General features: G+C 54.6%; 21 protein-coding genes and 3 pseudogenes. 18 read left to right on the forward strand and 6 right to left on the reverse strand.

Features of this window, described 5'->3' with window-relative positions:
* The 3 genes and pseudogenes from C480_RS17625 to C480_RS22390 all read left to right on the forward strand — a co-directional run.
* The coding region (locus C480_RS17625) for a DUF5110 domain-containing protein (RefSeq protein ID WP_006666981.1) at nt 1-412 on the forward strand (412 nt) is incomplete at its 5' end.
* A 120-nt stretch (nt 413-532) separates the two neighbouring features.
* Nucleotides 533-3,181 (forward strand): glycoside hydrolase family 31 protein, encoded by a 2,649-nt coding sequence (locus C480_RS17630; RefSeq protein WP_006666982.1) that lies wholly within the window; start codon nt 533-535, stop codon nt 3,179-3,181.
* 84 nt (nt 3,182-3,265) lie between these two features.
* Nucleotides 3,266-3,583, forward strand: a pseudogene (locus C480_RS22390) (IS5/IS1182 family transposase); the annotation flags it as partial.
* Between the two features lie 317 nt (nt 3,584-3,900).
* Here C480_RS22390 and C480_RS23540 read toward each other — a convergent pair.
* A complete protein-coding gene (locus C480_RS23540; protein ID WP_161607019.1) occupies nt 3,901-4,053 on the reverse strand; it encodes a hypothetical protein in 153 nt (50 codons plus the stop codon).
* Nucleotides 4,054-4,373: 320 nt separating this feature from the next.
* Complete coding sequence (locus tag C480_RS17635) at nt 4,374-5,540, reverse strand: ISH3 family transposase (RefSeq protein ID WP_006666983.1); 1,167 nt, start codon at nt 5,538-5,540, stop codon at nt 4,374-4,376.
* A 44-nt stretch (nt 5,541-5,584) separates the two neighbouring features.
* Between C480_RS17635 and pglX the strand changes: the two genes are divergently transcribed.
* From pglX to C480_RS17665, 7 genes are all read left to right on the forward strand, one after another.
* Nucleotides 5,585-8,716 carry a BREX-5 system adenine-specific DNA-methyltransferase PglX gene (gene pglX / locus C480_RS17640; RefSeq protein WP_241433864.1) on the forward strand — a complete coding sequence of 1,044 codons (3,132 nt, stop codon included), beginning with the start codon at nt 5,585-5,587 and terminating at the stop codon, nt 8,714-8,716.
* Between the two features lie 15 nt (nt 8,717-8,731).
* Nucleotides 8,732-11,641, forward strand: coding sequence for a helicase-related protein (locus tag C480_RS17645; RefSeq protein WP_006666985.1), 2,910 nt, complete (start codon nt 8,732-8,734; stop codon nt 11,639-11,641).
* A gap of 728 nt (nt 11,642-12,369) precedes the next feature.
* Entirely contained in the window at nt 12,370-12,492 is a 123-nt protein-coding gene (locus C480_RS24580) for a hypothetical protein (protein ID WP_275040287.1), read from the forward strand.
* Nucleotides 12,492-12,842: a hypothetical protein gene (locus C480_RS17650; RefSeq protein WP_006666986.1), complete on the forward strand. Its 351-nt coding sequence runs from the start codon at nt 12,492-12,494 to the stop codon at nt 12,840-12,842. The genes C480_RS24580 and C480_RS17650 overlap by 1 nt, the downstream gene beginning before the upstream one ends.
* Before the next feature lie 160 nt (nt 12,843-13,002).
* Entirely contained in the window at nt 13,003-14,010 is a 1,008-nt protein-coding gene (locus tag C480_RS17655) for a DUF6610 family protein (protein WP_006666987.1), read from the forward strand.
* A 109-nt stretch (nt 14,011-14,119) separates the two neighbouring features.
* Complete coding sequence (locus C480_RS17660) at nt 14,120-15,061, forward strand: ArdC-like ssDNA-binding domain-containing protein (protein ID WP_006666988.1); 942 nt, start codon at nt 14,120-14,122, stop codon at nt 15,059-15,061.
* 334 nt (nt 15,062-15,395) lie between these two features.
* Complete coding sequence (locus C480_RS17665; RefSeq protein WP_006666989.1) at nt 15,396-15,956, forward strand: PH domain-containing protein; 561 nt, start codon at nt 15,396-15,398, stop codon at nt 15,954-15,956.
* Between the two features lie 328 nt (nt 15,957-16,284).
* Here C480_RS17665 and C480_RS17670 read toward each other — a convergent pair whose 3' ends face one another.
* Both C480_RS17670 and C480_RS24795 read right to left on the reverse strand, forming a co-directional pair.
* Nucleotides 16,285-17,637, reverse strand: a complete 1,353-nt coding sequence (locus C480_RS17670) for a Cdc6/Cdc18 family protein (protein WP_006666990.1) — start codon at nt 17,635-17,637, stop codon at nt 16,285-16,287.
* Nucleotides 17,638-18,446: 809 nt separating this feature from the next.
* Nucleotides 18,447-18,678: pseudogene (locus C480_RS24795) on the reverse strand (type B DNA-directed DNA polymerase); the annotation flags it as partial.
* 236 nt (nt 18,679-18,914) lie between these two features.
* On the opposite strand from C480_RS24795, the gene C480_RS17675 reads away from it, so the two are divergent.
* The 4 genes from C480_RS17675 (at nt 18,915) to C480_RS17690 (ending at nt 22,138) form a co-directional block, all read left to right on the forward strand.
* Nucleotides 18,915-19,745, forward strand: coding sequence for a type IV toxin-antitoxin system AbiEi family antitoxin domain-containing protein (locus C480_RS17675; protein ID WP_006666991.1), 831 nt, complete (start codon nt 18,915-18,917; stop codon nt 19,743-19,745).
* A 6-nt stretch (nt 19,746-19,751) separates the two neighbouring features.
* Nucleotides 19,752-20,555: a nucleotidyl transferase AbiEii/AbiGii toxin family protein gene (locus C480_RS17680; protein WP_006666992.1), complete on the forward strand. Its 804-nt coding sequence runs from the start codon at nt 19,752-19,754 to the stop codon at nt 20,553-20,555.
* A gap of 232 nt (nt 20,556-20,787) precedes the next feature.
* Complete coding sequence (locus C480_RS17685) at nt 20,788-21,726, forward strand: ParA family protein (RefSeq protein ID WP_083873407.1); 939 nt, start codon at nt 20,788-20,790, stop codon at nt 21,724-21,726.
* Entirely contained in the window at nt 21,719-22,138 is a 420-nt protein-coding gene (locus C480_RS17690) for a hypothetical protein (protein ID WP_006666994.1), read from the forward strand. Before C480_RS17685 ends, C480_RS17690 begins: the two co-directional genes overlap by 8 nt.
* Nucleotides 22,139-22,512: 374 nt before the next feature.
* On the opposite strand, the gene C480_RS17695 is transcribed toward C480_RS17690, so the two are convergent.
* On the reverse strand, nt 22,513-23,829 hold the full coding sequence (locus C480_RS17695; RefSeq protein WP_006666995.1) for a tyrosine-type recombinase/integrase: 1,317 nt from the start codon (nt 23,827-23,829) through the stop codon (nt 22,513-22,515).
* A gap of 303 nt (nt 23,830-24,132) precedes the next feature.
* Nucleotides 24,133-24,510, reverse strand: a complete 378-nt coding sequence (locus tag C480_RS17700) for a hypothetical protein (protein ID WP_049903919.1) — start codon at nt 24,508-24,510, stop codon at nt 24,133-24,135.
* A gap of 109 nt (nt 24,511-24,619) precedes the next feature.
* Between C480_RS17700 and C480_RS24585 the strand changes: the two genes are divergently transcribed.
* The 4 genes and pseudogenes from C480_RS24585 (at nt 24,620) to C480_RS17710 (ending at nt 25,819) form a co-directional block, all read left to right on the forward strand.
* Nucleotides 24,620-24,751 carry a hypothetical protein gene (locus tag C480_RS24585; RefSeq protein WP_275040288.1) on the forward strand — a complete coding sequence of 44 codons (132 nt, stop codon included), beginning with the start codon at nt 24,620-24,622 and terminating at the stop codon, nt 24,749-24,751.
* Nucleotides 24,748-25,008: pseudogene (locus tag C480_RS24265) on the forward strand (HNH endonuclease); the annotation flags it as partial. The gene C480_RS24585 and the pseudogene C480_RS24265, both read left to right, overlap by 4 nt.
* Nucleotides 25,009-25,062: 54 nt before the next feature.
* Nucleotides 25,063-25,413 (forward strand): hypothetical protein, encoded by a 351-nt coding sequence (locus C480_RS24270; protein ID WP_241433865.1) that lies wholly within the window; start codon nt 25,063-25,065, stop codon nt 25,411-25,413.
* A 67-nt stretch (nt 25,414-25,480) separates the two neighbouring features.
* Nucleotides 25,481-25,819: a hypothetical protein gene (locus C480_RS17710; protein WP_006666998.1), complete on the forward strand. Its 339-nt coding sequence runs from the start codon at nt 25,481-25,483 to the stop codon at nt 25,817-25,819.
* The last annotated feature ends 47 nt before the right edge of the window (nt 25,820-25,866 follow it).

Here is a 25,866-nt window from a genome sequence, read left to right on the forward strand (position 1 = left end):
CTTCTACGAGGACGACGGCGAGACTCGCGCCTTCGAAGACGGGGAGTACAACGTCACTCACTTCTCTGTCTCGGAGAACAACGGCGGTGGCGTCGTCACTTTCGAACGGGAACTTGGCGTGCAGAACTACGACGACTCGGAACTCTCCTCGTACCTGTTGAATCTCGATCAATCCGAGGCGCCGCGCAAAGTCCAAGCCGCCTCGGCGAAGTACGACGAGGTTGACCCCGATGACGTCGAAGACACCCCCGAATCGTTTGCTTACGACCCCGACGAGGATAGTGTCCTCGTCCACATCCCGGCCGACGAGGACCACAAGGTGAAGCTGTTCTTCAACGGTGGCGGGAACCGTGGCCGCGGGAACAGCGACAACAATTCCGGTCGCGGTAACGGAAACGGCCGCGGACGATAGGGCGCAATAGCTACCACCCACTTTTATCAACCTCAAATTGTTACTCAAACAAGAGAGTAATGTACGAAAGTCGCTGGTGAGAACGAAAGCACCCGGGAAACCACTAAATTCACTATAAAAATGACTGATAACAGACCGTGTTCGATCGATCGACGTACCGTATTACAATCGACGGCAGCGCTGCTTGGAGTCGGCGCGCTCGGCGCGAGTATCCCGAGCGCGCGCGCTGACCACTATGACTCCTCCATCCACTACGAACCTGAGGTGGACAAGGATAACCTGATGGAACTGGCCGTCGAGGACCATGAAGTCCTCGCGGACGGCGTGAAGCTGGACCTGGGAAGCCACGAGGGGTACATTCGGCTGTTCGCGGACGACCTCGCACGGGTTTCGATCGTCGAACCCGGCGAAGAGGAGTATGAGTCCCGTGGGGTCGCTAACGGACTCGATGCGTGGGACACCCCCCGTTTCACTGTCGAAGAGGAGGAGGCTACCATCTCCATCGGCACTGACACCATTACCGTCGAGATCAACAAGGACCTCTTTGGTGTGAAGTTCCTCGATGAGGACGGTAACGTCGTTAATGAAGACTACACCGAGAACGGATCCGCTGGGTACGAGAGCGACAAGCCCTATGCCTACAAGAAAACTGATCCGGACGAGGCCTTCTATGGTTTCGGCGAACAGCCTGGCCTGGATATCAACAAACGCGGCGAGAAACTCGGCAACTGGAATACCGATCAGTTCGGGTTCACCCCGGATAATGATTACATGTACGCGTCGGTCCCGTTTTTCGTCGGACTGAAGGACGTCGGCGCATATGGGATCTTCTTCGACGACCCCTATCACTCCGTATTCCACATGGCCGACGAGTCCGAGGACTACTACTCCTTCCTCGCCGACGATGGCCAGCTGACGTATTACTTCGCCTATGGCCCCAAGATCAACGACGTCCTCGATCGGTATTCCGATCTCACTGGGACGATCAAACTTCCGCCCAAATGGGGAATCGGATTTCACCAGAGCCGGTTTCGGTACTCAGGTGAGGAACTCGTCGAGACACCACAGCGCTACCGTGAGAAGTCGATCCCACTGGATTCGATGCACTTCGATATCCAGTACATGGACGATTTCCGGGTCTACACTTGGGAAGAGGAGTACCTCGACGCACTCCATACGCTCACCGCTGAAATGCCCAGCATCCAGACCGTCGCAGTCAACAATCCAGGCGTCGCCGCAGTGGAGGAAGTCGACGGCGAACCCTATGAGCCCTACCTCGAGGGGGAAGCAAACGACTACTGGGTCAGGGACTCCAACGGTGATACCTTCGCCGGTCAGATCTGGCCGCCCAAAGCTGTCTGGGCTGATTTCTACCGCAAGGAGGTCCGTGAGTGGTGGGCTGAACATCATGATGCCCTGTTCGACGAGGGCATTGACGGCCTCAAGAACGACATGGCCGAACCAACCGTTTTCGGGGCAGAGCACCCGAAGTACGACCTCACCATGCCGGTTGACAACGTCCACGGGATGGGCGAGGATACGATGCTCCACGAGAAGTACCACAACCTGTACGGGTTCGACATGGCCAGGGCTGCCGACATGTCCTTTGATCTCCACAGGCCGGACGAACGACCGTTCACGTTGAACCGGAATCTCTATGCTGGCGGCCAGCGATACGCAGCGCTCTGGACCGGCGACAACATCAGCACATGGTTGCATCTGCGTCAGTCCCTGCCCATCCTGATGAATCTTGGTCTGTCGGGCATGCCGTTCGTTGGGAGTGACATTGGGGGCTTCTCCGACCGGCCCACCCCGGAACTGTTCAAGCGGTGGATGGAACTGGGGGCCTTCTTCCCGTACTCTCGGAACCATGCCATCGACCATGAGTTCGTCGGGCCTGACGAACCGCGCAATCAACACCCATGGACGTTTGGCGAAGAGGCCGTCGACATTACGCGTAAGTACCTCGAACTGCGCTACCGGCTGATGCCGTACCTCTACAACGAGTTTGAGGATTCGACGGACAACGGCAAACCGATCTTTCAGCCGCTGGTCTTCCAGTTCCAGGAGGACCCCGAAGTTCGGGACATCACCGACGAGTTCATGTTCGGTAACAACGTGCTGGTCGCGCCGGTCCTCGAAGAGGGTGCAACGGAGCGCGATGTTTACTTCCCAGCAGGCGAGACCTGGGTCGACTTCTGGACCAACGAGGTCCACGATGGCGGCCAGTGGAAGACTGTCGACGCCCCGATCGACCACCTGCCGATCTATGTCCGTAAGGATTCGATCGTCCCGATGCGCGAGGTTCAGCAGTACACGGGTCAGAACCCGCTAACAACCCTCGAATTGGACACGTATCTCTCGGAGGCAGGCAAGACCACCTACTCGTTCTATGAGGACGACGGTGAAACTCGCGCCTTTGAGGACGGCGAATACAACGTGACGAACTTCACAGTCTCGGAGAACCGGGGCGGCGTCGTTACATTCCGGCGCGAGCAAGAAGTCCAGAACTACGATGGCTCGGAACTGTCGTCGTACCTGCTCAGTCTCGATCGGTCAGAGGCACCACGCAAGGTCCAGGCTGCCTCGGTCAAGTACGATGAGGTTGACCCCGACGACGTCGAGGATACCCCCGAATCGTTCGCCTACGACCCCAACGAGGACGCTGTCCTCGTCCATATCCCTGCCGACGAGGAACGAAAAGTCAAGCTGTTCTTTAACGGACCGTCTCAAGGCAAAGGACAAGGTCAGGGTCGCGGGAGAAGGTAAGGGTACGCTATAAAGGTTCTGTAGTTTCGCTATACGTGGTCGCCACGACTGCGTTATCGCTGTAGAAAGCGAAGCGACAGAATACTGGTTTCGGAATTCCGGCTTCTCACTCGTGTTATGGTCGCTAAGGCTGAATCCGTTGTCGCTAATCCCGACGAACCTGCCGCCCCTTTTGGGGTCGGCGGGTTCGCCGAATGGGCGATGCTCACCCTACATGCACTTCGTATCGAGCTGGGCCACTCCTACCGCGTTGCGGTGGATTTGCTCAGCGAGATGCCCGGCGTCCTCGAAGAGATTGGCCTCACACGGCTGCCGCACTATACCGTTCTCCACACATGGTTCGAGCGGATTCCAACGAAGATATGGCGTGCGTTCCTCGACACGTCGGTTGAGGAACGCACTATAGTAATCGCCAGAAATTTCTACTCACACCTCTCGTCAGGTCTTCGAGAGACAACGAGACACGCCAATCTTCGGCGGGTGGCACTACAAAGACTTCCAGATTCTACTATAGTATCTGTGTTATGCCAGTCTGCTTGCTGGCCGAGAGAGTTAGACGTAGCCGCCACAGTATCTTTGGCACGATCTACTTGACACCGCCGCTCATCTCGAACGTACAACTCCGATCCTCGTCGATATGAATCCACTCGCGTTCACCGCCGGTTATCTGGATGAGACTGGTATTGTACTCACAGATCAGGCACTCGTATCCGATCGGCTCACCACGAGAGAGTATGACAGCGCCGTGTTTCTCGGATATAGACGTAGTCCTCGGCGTCGACCCACTCCTTGAGTCGGTCGGGCTCGATCTCGACGCGGCGCTCGGCGTGGATGTTGTATTCGTGTGTCGAGTCTCCGGGTCTAAGTTCCAACCGCTCGGTGTTGCAGTTACCTGTACAAGCACACACGCCAGCAGATTTCAATCATCATTGACATCATCGATCGGGTTTTCTCCCGTCATAATCCTAGATAGTCAGCGAGCGTCACATCCAGTTTCAGTTAGCGCCTCAGAGAACCTCAGTACCTCACAAAGCGTCTCTGCTCACTCAGACTGAAGCCGCAGTTTCATCCTGACCGGTAGTGATTTGACGGTAGTTCTGACCAAAGATCGAGCAGAGTCGTCGCTGTCGGCGGCGGTCAGCCGCCGACGCGACGGCGTTGCCACTCTCAGGAAGGCTGGTTCGGTCGGGCATTAGCGGTGGAACCGATCGTCCGGTGGCCGATTTGCAGGGACGGCCCGACGTACCGCGAGGGCCGTCCATGCTGCCCGGCACAGCATCTTGATGAACTCCTTGAACGACCAGGACCAGAGGCGACGCCCGCCACGGCGGGGCGTCGCCACGTATTCCCAATGCAGATACCGCCAAGCGTTCTGTAACAGCAGACTCACCACGACATACAACAGCCGAACCACCGGATTTTGCGTTGTTGTCGTTGCAATGCTTTGCTCGGAGAGCCGGTACGTTGCCTCGATACCGAAGCGTTTCGCGTAGTGGTATCGAGCGTCGCGTGGTGAGTCGATGAACGGCGCGTCAGCGGCGTAGCCGTGACGCGCCACTCCATGTTCGTCGTATCGCCCGTTTTGGTAGGTACAGTCGATGTAGACGGGAAACTCGACGGTCCAACTGTGACCGTCGAGTTTCGCCGTTAGATCGTGCTGGATGACGCGACTCCAGCCTTCCGAGAGTTCCTGCTTGATCGTCTTTCCCCAGCGGACGATCGGCATCACGTAGGCGTGGTTGTGTGCCTGGAGCAACGTGAGACATTTGCTATCGTAGAATTCTCGATCAAGATAGACGGCCTTGACCTCTGCGTCAAGGCCGTCGAGGATACCGAGAAACTCTGCAAGGACACTGCTGGCGGTGTCGCCGTCTTCAAGACGGCGCACCGCCAGCGTATAGCGTTTCTTCTTCACACGCGCGTAGAGTGTGGCGTAGGCGTGGAACGCAGTAGTTCCACGTTTTGCTTCCGAGTGATAAAGGCCGTCCGTATCGTCTTCGTCACCGTAGTAGGGCCGCAGGTGGAGGTCTACGACGACCTCCACCTGCTCAGGAAGGACCTCAAGCACGTCCTTCTGGAGAAGCATGTTCCCAACATGTTCAACCGATTCTAGGCCAAATTTCTCGCGGAGGTGATACAGAACGGTGTTTTGGTGAGGTGAGTCTTCGCTGACCTCACAGAGCTTAGAGACCGAGGTCCCGTCGGCGCACGCGCCGACGAGGACCTCATAGATATCCTCAGCGTCGATTTCAGCGTTGTTGCCTAGATCGAGGGCAACTTCCTCGCCAAGGGTGTTGACAAGGAAGTTAAGAAGCTGGTCCTCGTGGATTTCACTGTCTGCTTGCTGTTTGGAGTGCACATCCTCAGCAAGCAGACGTTCTAACTAAGCGGCTTTGTGAAGTACTGAATCTCTATCTCAAGGCCCGAGGTCGTGCAGAAGAAGAGGGGAAGGACGATTTCGAGATGCCGGAGGTAGGCATCGTTTGTGCTGACGCCAAGATTGCTAACATCGAAGCTGCATCTGAAGTCTTCGATGAAGTGGCTGGCGATCAACCTGAGATTCGTGATGCTCTAGAAGATATTCTTGGGGCTTTCGAGAACGTACAAGGACTTGGCTCGCTGCTTGACGTGAAAGGTACGTTGGAGGAGGAGTTTACGATGGAAGAGCAGCCGACCATAATGGAGTCCATTTCTGGTCCTGGCAGCCTGAGTAACTTCTTAGACAACCTCCATCAGGAAGTCGCTGAACAGAGGAACGGAGAATCCTTCCTCGCACAGGACCTGAAGAGTTTCTTGAGAGTCCTCGTTATACTCTCCCAAGATTATGACGTCGCGCTAATGAATCCTCCCTACGGGTCCAGAAATCGGATGCCAGATATGGTTAAGGACTATGTCGAAGACCACTACAAGTACAAGCCCGAATTCTACATCAACTTCTTTGAGGTTTGTGATAGACTCACTCGGAAAAGTGGACGTGTCGGTATGCTCGTTCCGCGTACCTTTATGTTCAAACGATCATTTGAGCAATTCCGAGAGGACTTTATTGGTGACCAGGGGGCCTTTGATTTCCTGGCTGAGTTTGGAATTGGTGTACTAGATAACGCAACTGTTCGAACAGTCGGCACTGTAGTTCGAACGGACCAACAAATGAGTGACGAGGCAGTCGGTGAGTTTTACAGGCTTCATGATATCGAACGAGAAGAGAAGGAACATCGATTCCTCCAAGGTGCTTACGTTGACCCTGTTGATGCAGACGGTATTCAGCGAAGGTATACCAGAGAAATATCGGAATTCGGTGAAATACCTGGAGCCCCGATCTCCTATTGGGTTCCACTTGAAATTCGAGAACTCTATGACTCTGGGATAGTTTTTGACGCTGAAAACGCAAGAGTTGATCGGGAACCACTAGGGGCTGTTAAACAGGGGTTGGCGACTGCTGACGACGAAAGATTTGTTCGGGATTTCTGGGAATCTGTAGATGATAGCTGGGTTCCATTTGCAAAGGGTGGTGAAGACGCTTGGATCCTTCCCCGTGTAAACAAAACCGTCTGGTGGCAAAATGAGGGGAAAGAGGTAAAGAGGTTCGAAGGATCGTACCCCCGTAATACTCAATATTATTTCCGTGAAGCTCTCACCTATACATACATCAAGGAGGGAGGACGGCGGTTTGGTTACTTAAATGAATATTCAGTATTCAGTCATACTGGATTCGTCTTTGTACCAGATTCTGGCCCGTGGTCCGTGTTAGCATATGCTAATAGCAATTTACTTACATATTTGATGTTAGCACAGACTGTCGGACGTCATTGGAATGTAGGAGAGGTCTCTAAACTACCTTGGGACAAGGATTTAGAAAACAATAGCCACTTAGAAGAGTTATCAAAAGATATCATAGGTCTACTTCTTGGCCTGCGACAATGCGATTTTGAATCACCGTATTATGATGGGCCTCTCCTTCTCAAGGTTCTCGGAATAAGTGAAGAACTACCTGGATACGAACACCCGCACAGAAGCCTTCTGGAAGACATAAGTCCCACATCTCCGCAAGAAACGGTTGATTCATCCGCTAGCCTATCTGAGATAGGTACCGAAGCGGCAAGATATCGAGCGCGGGTAAATCGTGATTTAGAAAGAAAATCTAGAGAAATAGACAATAAAATATTTGACCACTTTGATATCGATAGAGACCGACAGCAAGAGATTCTTCGTGAAGTTGCCCTCCGAACTAATGAAGACCCACGAGTGAATCAAGAGTACGACTTAGAGGAAATCAAAGAGCCGTCCGATGAATATGATAAACAGATACAGGATCTCCTTCTCCATCTTACAATTAAGATAGCTCATGAAGACGACGATGGAATTGTTCCACTTGCTTTTGAACCAGAAGGAGAATTGGAGTTGATAGAGCGTCTTGAAAACGAATTTGAGAGAATCTTTGGGGAGTATGCCCAAGATCGGCTCGCAGAGGTTGACCAACAGTTAGGAGATAAGCAACCTGAGGGAGGTGCCTATCCTAATCTTCAAGAATGGATTCAGGATGACCTCTTCGAGTATCACCTCAAACGATTCGAGAACACTCCGGTTCTTTGGAGACTAACAACTGAACGTCTCGTCTCAGATCCACAGGGTGAAGGATTTGCGTGTCTCGTTGACTATCGACAACTCGATACAAGTCTCTTCGACCGTATCGAGTCTAGGTATCTGGAACCCCTAAAGAATGAATATCGCACGAAGCGGAATGCCGCCGATCAGCGACGATCTGACAGCAAACTTTCGACTACAGAACAAACGGAGGCAGCCGAGGAGTACGAACGCTATGAAAGCGCTCTTGCGCAGATCGACGAGTTCCAAGAAGCCGCAATCGAACTGAGCTCTGAGCATCCCCGTGATTGGGGAGATGAAACGCAGGCTCTCGCGGCGGAACAAGTTCCGAAAGTCACTGAATTCCGAAACCGGACTGAAGAACGGCTTGAAACCCTCGATAAGTTAGTTGATGAGATGGAGCCTGACGAATTTGAGGATCTATTTAGTCCCACATTCCTTGAACGAGTAAATGAAAATAGGGACGAGTGGATCGACGCACTGGAAGACCTAGAAACGGCCTGTCGAGCTTATAGTAAGGACGCAAACCAACCTGTGGAGGCTCATCTCTATGATCTCTTCTCGTATTTCGACGACCTCGTTGGGTCAACTCACTACGGTAGTAATGGGATCTTCTTCATGAATTACTACTTCAGCAAAGGAGAGCAGTACCTCGATGATGGGGAACCACGCGACGGTCTCGAAGGAGAAATCCGACTGCTCGCTGAGTTGGCTGCCGAAACTGACGAAGACGTGGAATTAGGACAGGAGATCAAAGAAGACTGTAATGAACTCTCGAAAGCCATATCTTCAGATTGGCAGGAGCGAGCACTCTCCGAGGTACTGACATCAGGATACGATCCTGTGAAAAAACACGGAGTAGCGATCAATATTCAGCCGCTTGCAGAAAAGAAGATCGTCCCCGAAATTGTTGAGGACAAGGTCATCAATTAATCACCCTCCAATTCAATGAGTATCGAATTCGACCCCGGAGACCGCATTAGACTCAACGGCGATCCAGCGGAGGTCATCCGTACGTACGAGGTCGGAAACCTCCCGTACCTCCGTGTCTACGTTGAGAGTGATGGTGCGAAGACGGTCTGTCTCGACCACGTCTCCGTCGAGCCAAGCAGTGATGCACTCGATACCCTCGACGATCAGGTGACAGACCTCCACCCCCGACACGAAGCAGTCTCATCAGAGTGGTTCGATCTCCGGACCGAGGCGCTCCAGCTCAAGATGGCCCACGAGCAGGGGCAGCTCCTGAGCATCTCGAACTCGCTCGTCCGTCTCGAACCCTACCAGCTTGCCTGTGTGAATCAGGTGATGCAGAAGCTCCGCCAACGAGCACTCATCGCCGACGACGTCGGTCTCGGGAAGACCATCGAAGCAGGCCTCATCCTCAAAGAACTCGAAGCCCGAAATCGAGCCAACAGCGTCCTCTTCCTCGTTCCCGCACACCTCCAGAAGAAGTGGATTCGGGATATGGAGCGCTTCTTCGACATCAACCTCACCGTGGCAGACCGCCAGTGGGTCGACGCCGAGCGTCGACGACTCGGCGAGGAGGCGAACATCTGGGACCAGGAAGGTCTCCGTCTGGTCACCAGCATGGCGTTCCTCCGTCAAGACGAGTTCCAGTCCGAGATTGAGGGTGCCTTCTGGGATGTCGCCGTCATCGACGAAGCGCACAAGGCTAGCAAGCGGGGCGAGTCCCCCAGCAAAACCTCGCTTATGGCCGAACGTGTCGCCAATCACTGTGAATCCCTGCTGTTGCTAAGTGCGACACCTCACGACGGCAAGGGGGAGGCGTTCCGATCCCTCATCAGCTATATCGACCCGTTCCTCGTCGCCGAGGACCAAGACCTCACACGGGAGACGGTGAACCGCGTCATGATTCGGCGCGGGAAGGAGACCATTTACGACGACAACGGCGAGCGCATCTTCCCCGAGCGAGATGTCCAGACGGCCACCGTCTCGATGTCGCCCGCAGAGGAGCAACTGTACGAGCGCGTGACCGAGTACGTCCGCGAGGTCTACAATCGATCTGACCAATTGAACGAGCCCGCTGTCGGCTTCGCGATGGCCCTCATGCAAAAGCGGCTCGTGAGCAGCGTGGGAGCCATTCGAGAGACGCTCCGGCGTCGCCTTCACGGGCTGCTCGAACCCGACGAGCGGAGTCTCTCGACCGATGCAACGGCCTATCTCGAAGGCGAGGACCTGGAAGACTCTGACCGTGAACAGGCGGAGCAGGAACTCGAACGCCTCACGGTCGCCCAGGGTGATGAGGCACTCCAAAAAGAGATCGACACCTTGCAGGAGCTCGTCGCCATGGCTGAGGACCTCCCAGTCGACACCAAGGCCCGGAAGGTCAAACGCTACATCGAGCAGCTCTTCGAGGAGCATCCGGACGAGAAGCTTATCTTGTTCACTGAGTACCGCGATACGTTGGACTATCTCCTCAATCTCTTCGCCGACGAACCGTGGGCAGACGAGATTCTGACCATCCACGGGGACGTGAGCAAAGACGACCGAGCCCAGATCGAAGACGAGTTCAACTACGGGAAGTCGCGATTACTGATGGCGACCGATGCGGCCAGTGAGGGGATCGACCTCCAGCACAGCTGCCACATTATGGTCAACTACGAACTCCCGTGGAATCCGAACCGCCTCGAACAGCGTATCGGTCGGATCCATCGCTACGGCCAGGACAAGGAGGTAAAGGTGTGGAACTTCCAGTTCGATGGCACTCGGGAATCCGAGATTTTCGAGCTACTCCAGGACAAGGTCGAGGAGATCCGGTCGAAAGTCGGTGCGACGGCAGACGTCCTCGGGATGCTGGACGACGTCAATATCGACTCCCTCTTGATGAAATCCGTCCAGAACCAGGAACCAGCCTCAGCTACAAAAGAGGAACTCGAGGAGTTGATGGAAGAGCGTGAACAGACACTCCTCGAGTGGTACGAACGGAGCCTCATCGACTGCAGTACGTTCGACGCCGAGAGTCGACAGGAGATTCAGTCGATCGTCGACGACTCAGAGGACGTCTTCGGAAGTGAACAGGAGATCCGGGAGTTCTTTACCCGAGCTATCGAGGCGTTCGAGGGGTCAGTCGAGAAACGTGGAAACCAGTTGTACGAGGCAGAAGTCCCACCAGAAGTGACTGACAGCGGTCAGCCTGAGACGATGGGCCCGTTCACCTTCAGTCGTGATTTCGCCATCGATCACGACGGAATCGAGTACCTCTCCCCGGATGCGGATGTTCTGCAGGCCCTCCGTGATTTAGTTCTCCAGCAGGAACAGCACGCGGGGAAGGCCGGAATGAAGCTGCTGCCGTTCGTCGACCAACCCGGCGTCACATTCGTCTACAAAGTCGCCTTCGAAGATGCAACCGGCAAGACGATTCGCGAGCAACTCATTCCCGTCTACGTCGACCTCGCTGGACTCGACGCCCAGCGATCGCTCGGCCAGCGTGTCCTCGATACAGATACGATCCACGCTCGTCCTGATGGGAGTACAGTCTCTCGGTTGCTCAAGCAACGTGATGAACTCGAAGACGCCGCGGAGAGGTACATCAGTAGTATGGTCGCCGACATCCGTGATGACTTACTCGAAGCCCGCCAGCGGGACGTCCAGCAGGAACTGTCTGACTTGGAAGCCTACGAGCAAGCAGAGCGAGATCGGATTCAGTCGTTTATCGATTCGTACGAACAAAAAGCGACAACGGGATCGGATATGCGCATCGCGATTCGTAACCAGAAACAACGTCTTGAGCAGTTAGAAACCCGGATCGAGTCCCGAAAGGCAGAGCTACGGAAGCGAGAACGGGTCATCTCTCTAGCGCCAGATATTGAGGCGTACTGTCTGACTCTTCCAGTCTAGGGAGAATGATGGCACATTGGATCCAATCCCTCCTTCGCACGGAAAACCAAGACCAATCTTTAGACGAGTTTGATATCTACGTTTTACTCCACGATCTGATCGACTCCGGCCTGTTTCCCGAGGTATCCTGGGTTTCGTCGAGCTGGCGTTAGACGTCTTGATCGCTGGTACTAACGCAGGCATAGATCGCTGCTCGAGTCACAACCTTCTAGATAAACTGAGTAGGTTACAAAGAAGGTGGTTTTGGATAACTATTAGGAAGAAGTTCCCTTCTGAATATCCACCTTCGAGCTTGTCTCTCGAGATCCGGTAGTCGTTACGTAGGTATGCGCAAGTACCTTTTCTCGTCGGGTTCGCTCGCGCAGCTCGCTCACCGCTCTCTGCTCACGGGCGCGAAGCGCCCGTTCGCATGGTCAGCGAGACCTCCGGTCCCACTCGACTCCAAAAATCTATGCTAAAAAGGCCGCTCGCTCCCGATGATCGCTCGCGGGTGCAACGCTCGGGACTCGACCGCAGCGGCAACTGCTTCCCCTATACATAACAGGTAATTCACTGGTTATGGATGTGAAAAAATTAGCAGAGGGAGTAGAGGGTATACTCGCTGAGGTCTCTGTACTGCTATAACGCACGCACGTGGTGTTGATCGCCCCTCGAGAGGGGTGGAGGGTTTTACAGATGGCAATGCACTCAGAGACGACAGTACAGACGGAGAACGGTGGCGGCAACTGATGTTCGAAACTCTTCCTCCCGGCGTTCGCCCGGAAGACTGCGAGCCCGACGACCCTGAACCACCCGTTGATCCGGATCGCCACTACGAGGCCCGCATCGAACAGGAAATGGAGGATCACTAATGGGCGCTGTTTCCTTCGAGGCGCTCGCGTTCGGCAAGACTGCCGACGACGCGTTCAGAAACGCCGTCGAGGACGCAAAACACATGCACGGCCACGGCGGGTACACGGGGACGATCGTCGAGAAATCCTCATTCGAAGTGATCCCCAAGCGAGAGCATCACGGAAAGCAGAAGCGTCGATACGCACACCAGCTGATCGAGGACGGAGATGAACGGATCCAACGCAAGCGAGGTCCTGCTGGTGCGATCAACTGCTCAGGGACGAACGCCGCCATCCGTTACCGCAAACAGCACGAGCTGGAAGGCAAACACGGCGACGTCCGGCTCTTCTTCGGCTGGGTCGCCCACTGACTCAGCCCTCACATGACTCGTGTTGTTCGCTCTCCTGAGCCGTGAGAAAGTCGAAGCAAGAGAAGCATCATTCTACTCGTAGTTACCCCACGGTTGTGGCCCCTATTCCGGACGTGGGGTAATTGAGCAACAGCTCACTGCGCCTTCTGAAGTCCATTCTATGTCACGATCCGCACACCCGATACCGATCAGTGCCGACAGTGCCGCCGAGATTCGAGCCGCTCGGCAGGCTGACTACGTCGCGTTTCTCCACCGCGTCCCGTTCGCGATTGATGCGCTCAACCTCGGCTACCTGCCCGGATTCCGCGAAGATTGTACCTACCAGCAGGGTCAGTACGAGACGCTCGAGTTGCCAGTCGGGATGCTCGACAACGACTTTCGCAATCCCGACCTCGAGCGATACATCGAGTGCTTCAGAGAGTACGAGCCTCGCGTTGGCGTCCTCGGTGACGCCTACTCCGTCGACGAGGCCTGCGAGTATGTTCGGGCTGCACGCGACCTTCAGGCGAGTTACCCTGAATCGGAGCTTGTGATCGTACCGAAGTGCCGCGAGGCGATCGACGCGATCCCTGAAGACCTCGTGCTCGGCTACCCGCGTGGGTACTCCGATCAGCTTGCACACGAGTTCTCGGATCCGGCAGACTGGCGTGGACGACGAGTCCACATCCTCGGTGGCAGTCCACGTAAGCAGGTGACCGCGATCGAGCAGCTCACTCGGCCGACGCTTTCCGGCGATCCACCGGCAAACATCGTCGGGCTCGATTGGAACGGCTTGCACCGTGGAGCCCAGTTCGGCGAGTTCTGGTCAGCTGACGGCTGGGACGACAGCGGACGTGACGCCGATCACGTCACCGTCCGAAAGCTAGTGCGCCACAGCCTGGGCCGGATCAAAGCCTTCTGGCAGGCCCAGGGCATTTGGCCGGAGACACAGCTCCACGTCGAGGACGTCGATCTCGAGTACGAGGGACCAACGCCGAGCGACCTCTCAAGTGCGGCGTGTGCAGCATGTGAAGCGAACGTCTGGACAACTAACCGTGGACCGTTCGTTGCCGAGTACGATACTGGCAGGGTCTGTGGGTACTGCTCGTACGACTGTTACTTTGAACATCGGACGCAGAATCGACTCGAGGAGATCGTCGATGAGCGGAGCGTCTTCATGCCGGCGTGAGCCGATTTTTCACTCGAAGTCTGGTGTGCGATGAGCGTGGTGTTGGTCGTCCCCCTGAGAGGGGTGAGGCGCTTTCGAACAGGCGAGAGCGTCAACACGAGTGATTCCAATGTCTGTGACCACAGAGCGACCAGCTTCGTTCACCGAGACCGAGACGCGCAGCGACGAGATGAACAAGACGATCGAAAGCTGGGTTAACGACCTTGTCGACCTCGTCGACGAGGCGGCGGCCAGTGAGGAGTTCAAAGCCTGGCTCGATGTGCAGAGTCACTTCCACGACTACTCCTACCGGAACACGCTCCTGATCAAGCACCAGTATCCCCACGCAACCCGGGTTGCGGGGTACAACACGTGGCGCACCGAGTTCGACCGGCACGTCCAGGAAGGCGAGAGCGCGATCTGGATCTGGGCTCCAATCATCACGAAACAGTGCCCTGAGTGCGGAAACTCGCCGAGCTACCACGAGAACAGTTCCTGTGAGTACGACGAGACGCCATCCGAGAAGTGGTCGAAAGGACTCGTCGGGTTCAAACCCACCGCTGTCTTCGATATCTCACAGACTGAGGGAGAGCCACTTCCACAGCTCGAGACTGAGGCATACGGTGACGCCGGTGAGCTGGTGCCAGCCCTCCTCGAGAGTGCAGAGCACCTGGATGTCGACGCACAGATTGTCTCCCCTGAGGAGTGGGAATATGGAGAAGCGAAGGGCGTCTGCAAACACCGCAGTCCCATGACGATGCGCCCGCGCGTCGAGGTGAAAGATCGAGACAACCAGGCAGACCTCGCTGGGACGTTTATCCACGAGTACGCTCACGCCTTGTTGCACTTCGATATCGATGATCGTGATGAGCGAGCGAAACGCGAAGTCGAAGCGGAAGCTGTGGCCTACATCGTCGGGCGCTATTTCGACCTGGATATGAGCGGGTCGGCGTTCTACCTCGCAGCGTGGAGCGGTGACGATCCCGAGGCGGTCGCTGATCGGCTGGATCGAATTAGCAACACGGCTCAAGAACTGATCGACACGCTCGAACGAGAGCAAGAAGACGGATAAGCGAGCCAAGGAAACGGCGACTGAGAAGCCACCATATCGATACTGGCGAGAATGCCGTCGGTGTGGCATTGCCGTGTGACTGCGAAAGCAATCGGACAAGACGTCGAAACACCCCATGCAGAGACTCGAGGGAGTAGCAGCCAGTGACCGAACGGTGAGTCTCGCTCCGAGGGTTGGTGAAATCGCCAGTACTCATATATAGGTCAAGATAAGAGGCCCAAAAGAGGAGAAAAACCACCATGGTAACCCGAAACCGAATACAGTACTGGGCACGCCGCCGTGGCGTCCTCGACTGGCAGACGGATCCATACACATCCTCAGTGCGTGAGACTCAATGGCGCTGATACGGCCGCAAGAAAACGTCGAAGACGCAGACTGGCTCCACCTGACGGAAGATGAAAATGTACAGTGGTCCGGACGGCCGTCGCGATTCACGATCCTGTTCACGATCATCGGTGGCCTCCTGTTCGTACTCGGCGGGATCGTTGGCACACTGATCCTTCTGTCAGTATTCGACGGTCAAGCGCTGCCGGCGTGGGTTGGGTTCCTCCCGCTCGTACTCACTCTGGTCGGCGCGGGGATCGTCGGAAAGACGTATTTGGAGTGGTTGCGGCTGCTGTACGTGATAACCGACGAAGAAATCTACGTTAAACACGGGCTTGTCTCCCGCGATGTCACGCAGATCCGCCTCGATCGCGTCCAGAACACTGCGTACGAGCAAACGATCCTCGAGCGGATGCTCTCGTTTGGCGATGTCCGGATATACACCGCCGGAACGAGTACCGAAGATCTTACGTTCCGAGATGTGCCCGACCCCGAACGGATCAAATCGACGCTGACACGGCTACTTAGCGAACAGAGCAGGAGCGGAGAGGCTACTCGGCCTCCAACGTAGGCTGTCTCTTCTTCTTTCGAGGAACACTTCTGACGGCTGGTTTTCCTTCACTAGCTTCTGTTTCTCACGCTGGATTTGATAACTCACTCGAAACGGCACTGCTAGATTGAGGCTGAACTGAATGGAGTTCTTCGAGGGAAGTAGGATGCTATTCAAAGAACTCCAGATCGAAGGGGCAGGTTCTTCAGATGTGCCGTTTTTGGATCTCGAAATATAAAGGACCGGTCTATCCAGACGATTAGATAGTCTAGGTATCTCCAAACCACCCCCCTGATTCGGAATGAGCTTCAGTGGTTGGGTTCCAAGTAGAGCAGACCCTCCTTCTTGATCAAATCTCGTACGATCCGTTATGGAGTTCTGAAAGCCGTTCGTCGCTCTCTACAACTGCTTTCATCACTACATCTTTGTCCTTGATGAGCTGGTGTTCCAGATAGACTCCCTGCTTGTGTCCGCCACCAACCTGATGTGACTCAGAAATTCCCATTAGCGAGAGCGTGCTGAGAATCTGGCTCACTCGATCATACGAAAGGGGATCAGCGCCGACGTCACCACAGGTCGTCTCGTACTGAGCGTAAATACCAGAGGTACGGAACCGGCGGTTGTTCGAGTCAGTCAACCGGCCGAGCGTATAGAGAACGAGTTTCGACTGCGGTGAGGTACTCTCGATTGTCTCCTTGACCCGATTGACCTCTGCGCGTTTGACTGCTTTATCGACATGATCCGTTCTAACGACATCCGCATCGGTGTCGTCAGCAATATCACCGGCAATCCGCAGGACGTCGACTGCCTTCCTCGCATCACCATGTTCATCCGCTGACCGGTCAGCAGTCTCGGTTATGACGCCGTCCTGTAGGACATCCTCTTGAAACGCATCTCGTCGATACTCGAGGATCTGCTCGATCTGATCGCTCTGGTAAGGTTCAAACACGAAGTCCGTCGTCCGCATCGAGCTCTGAACGCGTGCATTCAGTTTTTGCCCGAAGTCGATGTCGTTGCTGATAGCGATGATTCCGATATAGGCATCGGTATGACCAGCTTCTCGGGCTCGCGAGAGTTCATGGAGGAGTCCCTCAGCGTTATCGACCATATCGATCTCGTCGAGGATGACGATGAGTCCATCGTAGTACTCGTCGATGATGTCGTATGCATAATCGTAGTATTCGGCAGATCCTAAGCCAATACGAGGGATTTCGATGCCAGAACCCGATGCTTCACTTAGGGCACGGGCGATTGTTCGAGCGACTCGCGTTTCGGTATTATTCTTCTTGCACTCGACGTAGACGTTAGCAGCGGGAACGTTACGTGCAGTGGCAGTATCGATGAGACGGTCGGATACGTGTCGGCTGACAAGTGATTTGCCAGTCCCAGTTTCGCCATAAATGACGACGTGATTAGGTTGGGATTCGTGGACGAGGTGACGGATTTCTCCAGCAACCGATCTAATTTCTTCGTCTCGACCAACAATGCGGTCCGGCCCAGGAACAGTTCCAATGGAGAGTAGATCTCGATCTGCCCAGATCTTGGTTGAAGAACCGTGTTCATCGCCTTCTCGAACGAACAATGGGTCATTTGCTGGATCGGTCGGCTCTTGTTGCTGGACTTCCTCAGTGGTAGACGTATTTTCAGAGGCCGAGATGTCCACCTTGGTTGAATCGAAATCATCCGGCTGTTGGTCCGTCATAGATTCGTCACCCCTTCCTTCAGATCCTTCGTTGTCCGTCATAGATTCACCCTCGAAAGGCAACCACTTAGTCGTTACCCCCCTCGTTCGGAATGAGATTCTCCGTCTATAGGCGTTGAATGGCATGAAACCGTGAGATTGCGTATTTATATCCGAAGAAACCCGATTCAGAGTGAGTTGTCGTCCAACCATATGTCGTACGCTGACTACACCCCCCCTAATTCGGAGTGAGTTATTCTCTTGATGGTGATATTCCACTAGTTCAAAATGATCAGCAATTCCAGCTTGACACCCCTGATTCGGAATGAGCTATCCGAGGGCCTGATCGGCGAGATGATTTATTGATGTGAGAGTTTTAGGGACACACCCCCCTCGTTCGGAATGAGATTCTGCCCTATATACCACCGGATTAGGGACGGTGTTTCCACTTGATCATGAGGTTTGGGTTTGAAATTCGTCGAGTGGACACTCTCAATTCAATATTCATCCCCTATATTCGGCGGATAGAATAGCTGTACTTCCAGTGTTAGGCGTATTCACGAATACTTCTAACTAGTGGCGTATTCTACTTGGAGAACTATTGGGACTACTAGGTAATAAATCTAGGCTAACAACTAGACAACTGATAGACAACTGATCATCGGAAGTCTACGCTGTCTTGTAGTTTTAAAATATAGTTTCAGAAGACATCTTGTCTAGTCTGGAAATTGTAGCTGATTACTGCTGCTATCCATTACGTAGGTCGTACAGGATCTCACTCCGAACGAGGGGGGTGTGTGCTTCCACGCTATTCTGTTATTGCTGCTCGGTCAGAATGATGTGATCTTGGTTGATCGTGTTTCTGCCAACCTTCGTCGAATATCCGACCAATCCCATCTGAAGGTGAGACGATCCTCTCAACAGCCCACACCAGCTGCGTCTCATAGTACGACGGATCATACTGTCCTGTCTCCTCGTGGGCAAGGGCGACACACTCTCGTGATGATTTCCGGTCGCTTGTCCGGGATGGACAGCGAGGTCCTGGTTGCGAGCACGTTTGATGCCGTCATGTTCTTGTGGACGGCACGCCACCCGCCCGCTTCTAACCGCTCCGGGGACGTTCTCACGATTACTGTGGCAGTAACATCGGATGACGTCGGGGCGAGACGTCCCGTGTGCAGATCGTCATGTTTGCCAGCGTTGTCAATAGCGACATTGTTTGGACGTCTATTCGAAGAGGTGGTGAGGCGCAACGTTGAAGCCTACAAATCTTCATAGTCTATGTACGAAACGCAGGTATGAGCTCCACACAACAAGCGAAGAATATACGGAAGGGACTTTCTACCCGTGAGAGCCGGCTCCTCTCGCACCTCGCCGCGGAGGGCCACCAGATCATCTCGATCGACGACATCGAAGCGACGCTCGAGGTCACATCCAATACCGCTCGCGAAATCGCTTCCCGGCTCACCGAGAAGGGATGGCTGGACCGGCTCCTCCCCGGGAAGTATCTCATCATCCCGCTTGCTGCTGGGGAGGAGGCCGTGTACACGACTCATGAATACCTGATTGCGTCGCACGTCGCAGAGCCGATGTATATCGGCTACTACAGCGCTCTCAGCCATCACGGGCTGACCAAGCAGGTCCCGCGAACTGTGTACGTCGTCACCCCGACCCGGGCCCAGAGTCGCGAGATCCACGGTGTTCCCTACCAAGTTGCGATGGTCACCGAGCGGAAGTTCTTCGGCTATGAGTCGACGTCTATCGAGGGAACCGCCGTGAACGTGGCCGACCTGGAGAAGACACTCGTTGATTGTGCCGACCATCCTGAGTACTGCGGTGGTGTTCGAGAACTCGCAAAAGCGATGGTCGTAGCTGACGAGCAGGACTGTTCGTGGGTGACAGTCGGTGAGTACCTCCAGCGGCTTGACAATGGCGCGGCGACCAAGCGAATCGTCTACCTCGCCGATCAACTGAACATCGACCTCCCGACCCGTGAGGCGCTTGTCGAGTCGTTCACGAGCGGGTATTCGCTGCTCGACCCCACGCGAAGCGAGCAGGGGACCTATGACAGCGCATATCGCCTTCGGATCAACGTCGACCCGGACACGCTCGGTCCGACGGAGTCCTGACTTCCGATGATCAGTCAAAACCGATTGCGTGTCCTCGCTCGGGAGCTCGGTGTTCGCCAGGGCTACGCCGAGAAGAACTACGTCAATTCGTGGATTCTCTGGGGTATCTTCACGAGTGGATACGGCGAGAACCTCATGTTCAAGGGTGGGACGGCGCTCAGTAAGCTGTACTTCCCTCAATCGTGGCGGTTCTCGGAAGATCTCGATTTCGGCGTCGAAGGCCGGTATCAGGGGTCAGAAGATGACCTCCGAGGCGTCCTCGACACGGTAACTGAGCGTTCCGGGATTGAGTTCACGATCCGCGAGCACCACGAGTCCCGCCAGCAACACTATCCGACACATTACGTCGACATGAGTATCCAGTATCGGGCGGTGCTCGACCATCCAAATACGACCAGCCTCGACGTAATGGTCGACGAGTACGTTGCGTTCGACCCAGTCCACCATACGCACTCCTACGAGGATATCCCCGAGTTCGAACTGCAGGCGTATAGTGTCGAAGAGATCTTCGCAGAGAAGTTGCGAGCGATCTTCCAACGGGGTGCAGCCAGGGACTATTACGACCTCTATCAGCTCTTAGAGACCGAATCCGTTGACATCGAGTTCGATGTTGTTCTTCCTGCTTTCGACGCAAAGTGCGACCACGACGATCTCGACGTCAATCTCACCACGGGGCTGCCGGTAGATCAGCGTGAGGACATACGCCGTCAGTGGGAGACGACGCTCCCAGACCTCACCGGTGATCCACCTATGTTCGATACTGTATGGAAGAGACTGGATGAGGCCGTTATTGCCAGAGGTACGGAGTAGGTGCGGACTCTTGTCTGAGCCCCGAAGTAATCAGGTTCATTTCGGGGATATTCTGAAATCGCATGTAGTGTTCTATTCATAGATCGGTTACTACCTATGCTATTCAAGCTATTTATGAATACCATACTATCCCTTCCATTTAGCATATTTATGCTATTCACACTATCTACACGATTCTTGCTATTTACCGGCCGTAGATATAAGGGAGACTAGAACGCTATTTCAGAATAGCATGGCGGGAACGAATAGCAGGAATAGCATAGATCGCACGAATAGCCCAAATAGCCCATACGACTCGGTGAATACGGCGGGGAATTCTCGCGCTGTCTCGGTCTGTATGCTGAAGGGTGGCGTTGGTAAGTCGACCATCGCAGTGAACCTCGCGCGTCAGCTGGCCACCCACGACCATAATGTCCTTCTCATTGATCTCGATCCAAATGGCCACGCTTCGGTCGGTCTCGGATTCGATGATCACTACCACAACACAGACGAGAGCATCGGCGAGGTCTTCTTCGATGACGCAGATCCCACATCCGTCATCTACGATACCGACTACGAGTTCGATCTACTTCCCTCAAGTGAGGATCTTGAGCAGGTCGAGCGGGAGATCGTCGTTGGCGACGTCTTCCAACCGTCGGCGCTTCTGCAGCGGGAAGTCGTTGAACCTCTACTTGGCGACGAATACGACTTCATCGTCACGGACTCGCCGGCGTATCGCTCCCGTCTAACCGACAACGCACTCGTCGCGACGTCCAATCTCGTTCTTCCACTCGCGCCCGGCAACGAGGCGATGTCCGGACTGGAACGGACCATTGAGCGCCAGATTGCACCGCTGCGAAAACACATGGACGTCGACGTCCTTGCGCTCGTTCCGAACATGCTCGACGGCCGTATCGATCAGCAGACGCAGGACCGCCAGCTCCTTGAACGGCTGAACTCACACAACAGCTTGCAGGATCGAATCCCGAATTTCGCTCGAATCACGGACTGGGAGGCTGTGGGTACCGGCGACATTAGTCCGACACCTGGTATCCGCGACCGAACCAGTATCACAAAAGCGTATGGTGAACGCAAACCACTGTTGGACTACGATCCCGACTGTGATCAGCTGACGTGCTTCGATGAACTCGCGCACATCGTTGAGGCTGGTGAGGTGGTCCGACATGGTTGACGACGATGATCCGTTTGCAGATCTTGGTCAGACACTGGAAGACGATTCTAACGATCAAGACGAGACGACAACCACAGAGGAACCGACCGAGCCATCGACCACAGACACGACAACTGAACACGTCGAAGAACCGGTTGAGGAGGACGTCGAGGGACTGGATCCGATGTCAGATACTGCCTTTTCATACGAGGCAGCCAATCAACGGCCGTTCTACGCGCGCGAAGAGACTATCGAGAACTTCGATTCTTGGCTGAACTACGAACTAGAGCGTGAGCTTAGTACCCGTGGATATCAGAATATCGTTGTTCGTGAGATGACTGACGCATTGCTGCGTACGGTTGTCGAGGAAGACTTGGTTGACGAGGTTGCTGAACGATTCGAACAAGAACGAAAGGATTCGATTTCAAAATAGCATGAATAGCATTCTCTTTCTCTTCTAAGGAAGATGGCGGAGGAATAGTTCTCTTCGGGATTGTGAATCGCTGGAAAATATTGGATAGCATGAATAGCATTCTATTCAGATGATGCACCCCTCTTGGAGTACCAAACTCACGAACTCAGGATATGATGTTCATCACTTCATGATAAATATTATTATTTCCCATTGGGTAATTAAATATGATATAGTCGGGAATGAGGTGATCATTCCAGCGTCTGATACGGAATGCTGTAACTGTTTCCCGGAGCGACCGCAGGACGGCTCCCGGTCGCTCCGGTAATGACGTGCAGCAGTCTGCCTGAATGAGTACTCTTGACTCCACTGCACGGAACGCTCGAGCGCTCCTGTTAAGACGAGGTGGATTTTTCTCCGAAAGCAGCGTCCAGCTGTTCCCGCATGAACTCGCGGCGTACTCGGCGCGATCGTGAGTCTGACAGATAATTCTGCATGACCACCTGAGGATCGCTACTACCCTGTTCTGCAGCTATTTCTTCGACGCCTTCGAGAACGCCCTCGAGGACTGCAGTATAGGTATCGTACCAGAAGCGACGACAGAGCTGAGGACTCGGACGCTCTCCCTCGATTCTCTCAGGGAGATCGGCTTTCGACGCCAAATCTTGGAACCAGTTCCGGATTGTATCTCGTGTTACGTGTGGTGTTTCTCCCTGTGATGAGGGGAACAGATACCCAGCCCACGTTTCGTCGTCCGCTAATTCGTCGAGTCGGGAGTCGAGCACGGCTAACCCGAACAGTAGCGACACTTCTCCGGGCCCATTCTTGCGGTTCTCGAACGCAATAAAAGGGATGTCGTTTTCGGGGACGTCGCGATGGAACTGTGAGACATGGAGTGCGGCGACTTCGCTCGCTCGCAGTCCCCAGCCAGCTAATGCCACCACCAACAGCTGTTCTCGCGTCGTCATTGCGGCCTGTTTCAGTCTCCGGATGTGCGTCGCTGAAAGAGCTGGCGTTGGGGATTCTTCGACTTCCCACTTGAATTCGTCATAGAGGCCGCTCGCAGGATTCATCGAGGCGATCCGGCGGCCAACCAGATGCTGATACCAAGAATCGGCGACACGCCGCACGCGCTGGAGCGTCTGAGGACTGTACGCGCGCTCTGCTCCCTCGTTCAACCAGTCAAAGGCCGCGTAGCACGCGTCAACAGCTTCGTAAGCCGGTGCCTCTCGTTCTCTCTGAATCGGTGTGAGAAGGTCGTCTGTACCGTTCGCCTCCCGGTAGGCACGGACGTAGAGGTTCAGCCGCGTTCGGAGTGCGTCGATGGATGACGTCGCCAGACTGTATCGGGATCTTCGGCGGTTGAGGAACTGTTCGAGAGCGTCGATCGTTTCTTCGTCCGCTGTAGCCCACATATAGCCCTCATCATCGTCACCAAGCTCGAGGTCTTCCTTCCAGAACTCTCCGAGGGAGCGACCGTGATGGCGTCGGAGTGCTGCGAGGAATGACCGTGCATCGTGATCCCGAAACCATTGGTGGGTTGGTTTCTCGCTGGTTGGATCGATACCTTCTGCTTCGAGGCATGGGGCGATCTCGTCCCAGTATAGGTCCATGAAGTCTTCGAGCGAACACGACGTCCACCGGACACCGTCGAATGATGGTCTCCGCTCCACCTCGGTCTCACCCTCCAGCTCGATATCCGATTTACTCATTGGAACCTTCTCTGAGGGCTTCGACTGTTGGGAACTGGATTGGCGAAGAAACCGGTAGAAGCCTATTCACGGTCCAGTATGGCGATCCTAAGAGTGGCATATTCGAGTCATTCAGCAATTTAGTCGGATACCTTATCAGTTTGTGGGTTCGGCAGACCGGAAGAGTCTGCTGAACCCACGCCAAATCTGATGAAAATCTGCTCTGCATGTATAAACCATATAGTGCGATATCATATTTTTTCGAGATCGCCACCACAAATTCGGCCGGAGTGCCCGTCATGGGATTTGATGTGAGCGATAAATTCAGTCGGTGGTGTCTCTTGGATCGACGGGTGCGATATACTTGTTCTTCCAGGAATTCCCTTCGCGCCACTGCCAGTAGTAATATTTGTAGCCGGGTTTCGTCTCCTTGATCGTGATGTATGCTCCACTGGAAGCTACACCTTCATAATCAGAAGGATCGGTCGAAATCCCGCGTTCTTCGAGGGTGGTCTGTTCATTGTCAGTGATCGAGTCACGTTCTCGAGTTTCGGTGATTTCGCGCTCGCGTTCGGCGCGTTTCCACCGGGCAAGTTGCTCAGCATATGTACTCACTTGGTCGAGACGGTCAGGTGGCTGGCGTTCCAGTGGCTTGCGGAGGGTCTTTGGGAGATCTGGTGGCTCTGGTTTCTCTGTGGTCATCCCAATTCTGAGTTACCCCACATCGCATAGAATCATATACATTGTGGGGTAACATCCTAGCCACTTGCCCAGGTAACTATATATGATCGGACACAAACTGTCGGATGATATGCGTCGTCGTCGAGTCCTCACTGGGCCAAGCACCACTTTCGCTGGGATCGGGATGGCCGGGTATCCTGGCTCGGGCACTGACGAAAGTGTGATCGAGGGGACGCAACTACTCGAGGTCGACCTCGAATGAGCGCACTCGAGGCGCAGATTGAGTCACGCTATGACGATCCCGACACGTATTCGGGGAATCGTCCGCCAGATTGGGAAGCCCGTCGAAAGACGGTTTACCGACATGACGACTGGACGTGCCAATCGTGCGGTCGCCAAAGCGGTCCGCACGCTGGTGACGAAGGCGTTCAGCTCCACGCTCACCATATCATTCCGCTGGCGGAGGGTGGCTCGAACCGGCTATCGAATCTGGAAACATTGTGTGAGCCGTGCCACCAGAACGAGCACGACCACGATATCTTCACTGGTGACTGGGTCGGTGATGGTCCGCACGTGTATACGGTTGGGTCACTGCGAGCGACTGCACGCGGGATTTTTGCAGCGCTGGCAATCGCTCTGTGGGCCGTCGTCGTTGTTCGGGGAATCGCTCTCTCCGCCGGATATGCCCCGATGGCAGTGGAGAGAGAGGCTGCCCTCCTGGTGGGAGCGACACTGCTGGGTAGTCTGGTAGTCGTCTCGAAACCATTCCTCGTAACGAGTGTACTGGGAATTGTGGCCGCTGCGATAACGGCATTTGCCTGGGTCGACTTTGGATTGAGCCCCGAATTCGGACTCATTGGGACGATTGCGTGGCCGCCAGTCATCCTCGGAGCATGGGCAATTGCCTGTGACTATATACAGTGATCGTTCTACTTGTATCCATACCTATATCTAGGATTAAATATAAATACTAGCACCTAAGAGAGCGAGTATGGCACGCAAAACGAAAGGTGCCCGAGTCCTGACCGCCCTGTTCGCTTTCATTGCAACTACTGGGATAGCTGCTGCCCAGGAGAGCGAGATCAACAATTCCTTGTCGGAGATCGAGTCATTCGTCGCAACGACACTCGGCCAGATCGGTGTCATCGTCTTTCTCGTTGGTGCCGCTGCCTGGTTCGTCTCCCGTAAACATGCTGACCGTGCCCAATGGGGATGGCGAGGCATGTGGGGCGGTGCGGGCATGATCATCCTCTCGGTCAGCTACAATGTGTTCGTGACGCTCTTCGAAAACCTCGCTCCAGGGATGGTCACCCCCTGGATTCCATTCTAAGTAGCACATCCAACAGAATCACGACTTACCCCTCAATCGACCCCCTT

The sequence above is a fragment of the Natrialba aegyptia DSM 13077 genome, from assembly GCF_000337535.1.
Lineage (GTDB): Archaea > Halobacteriota > Halobacteria > Halobacteriales > Natrialbaceae > Natrialba > Natrialba aegyptia.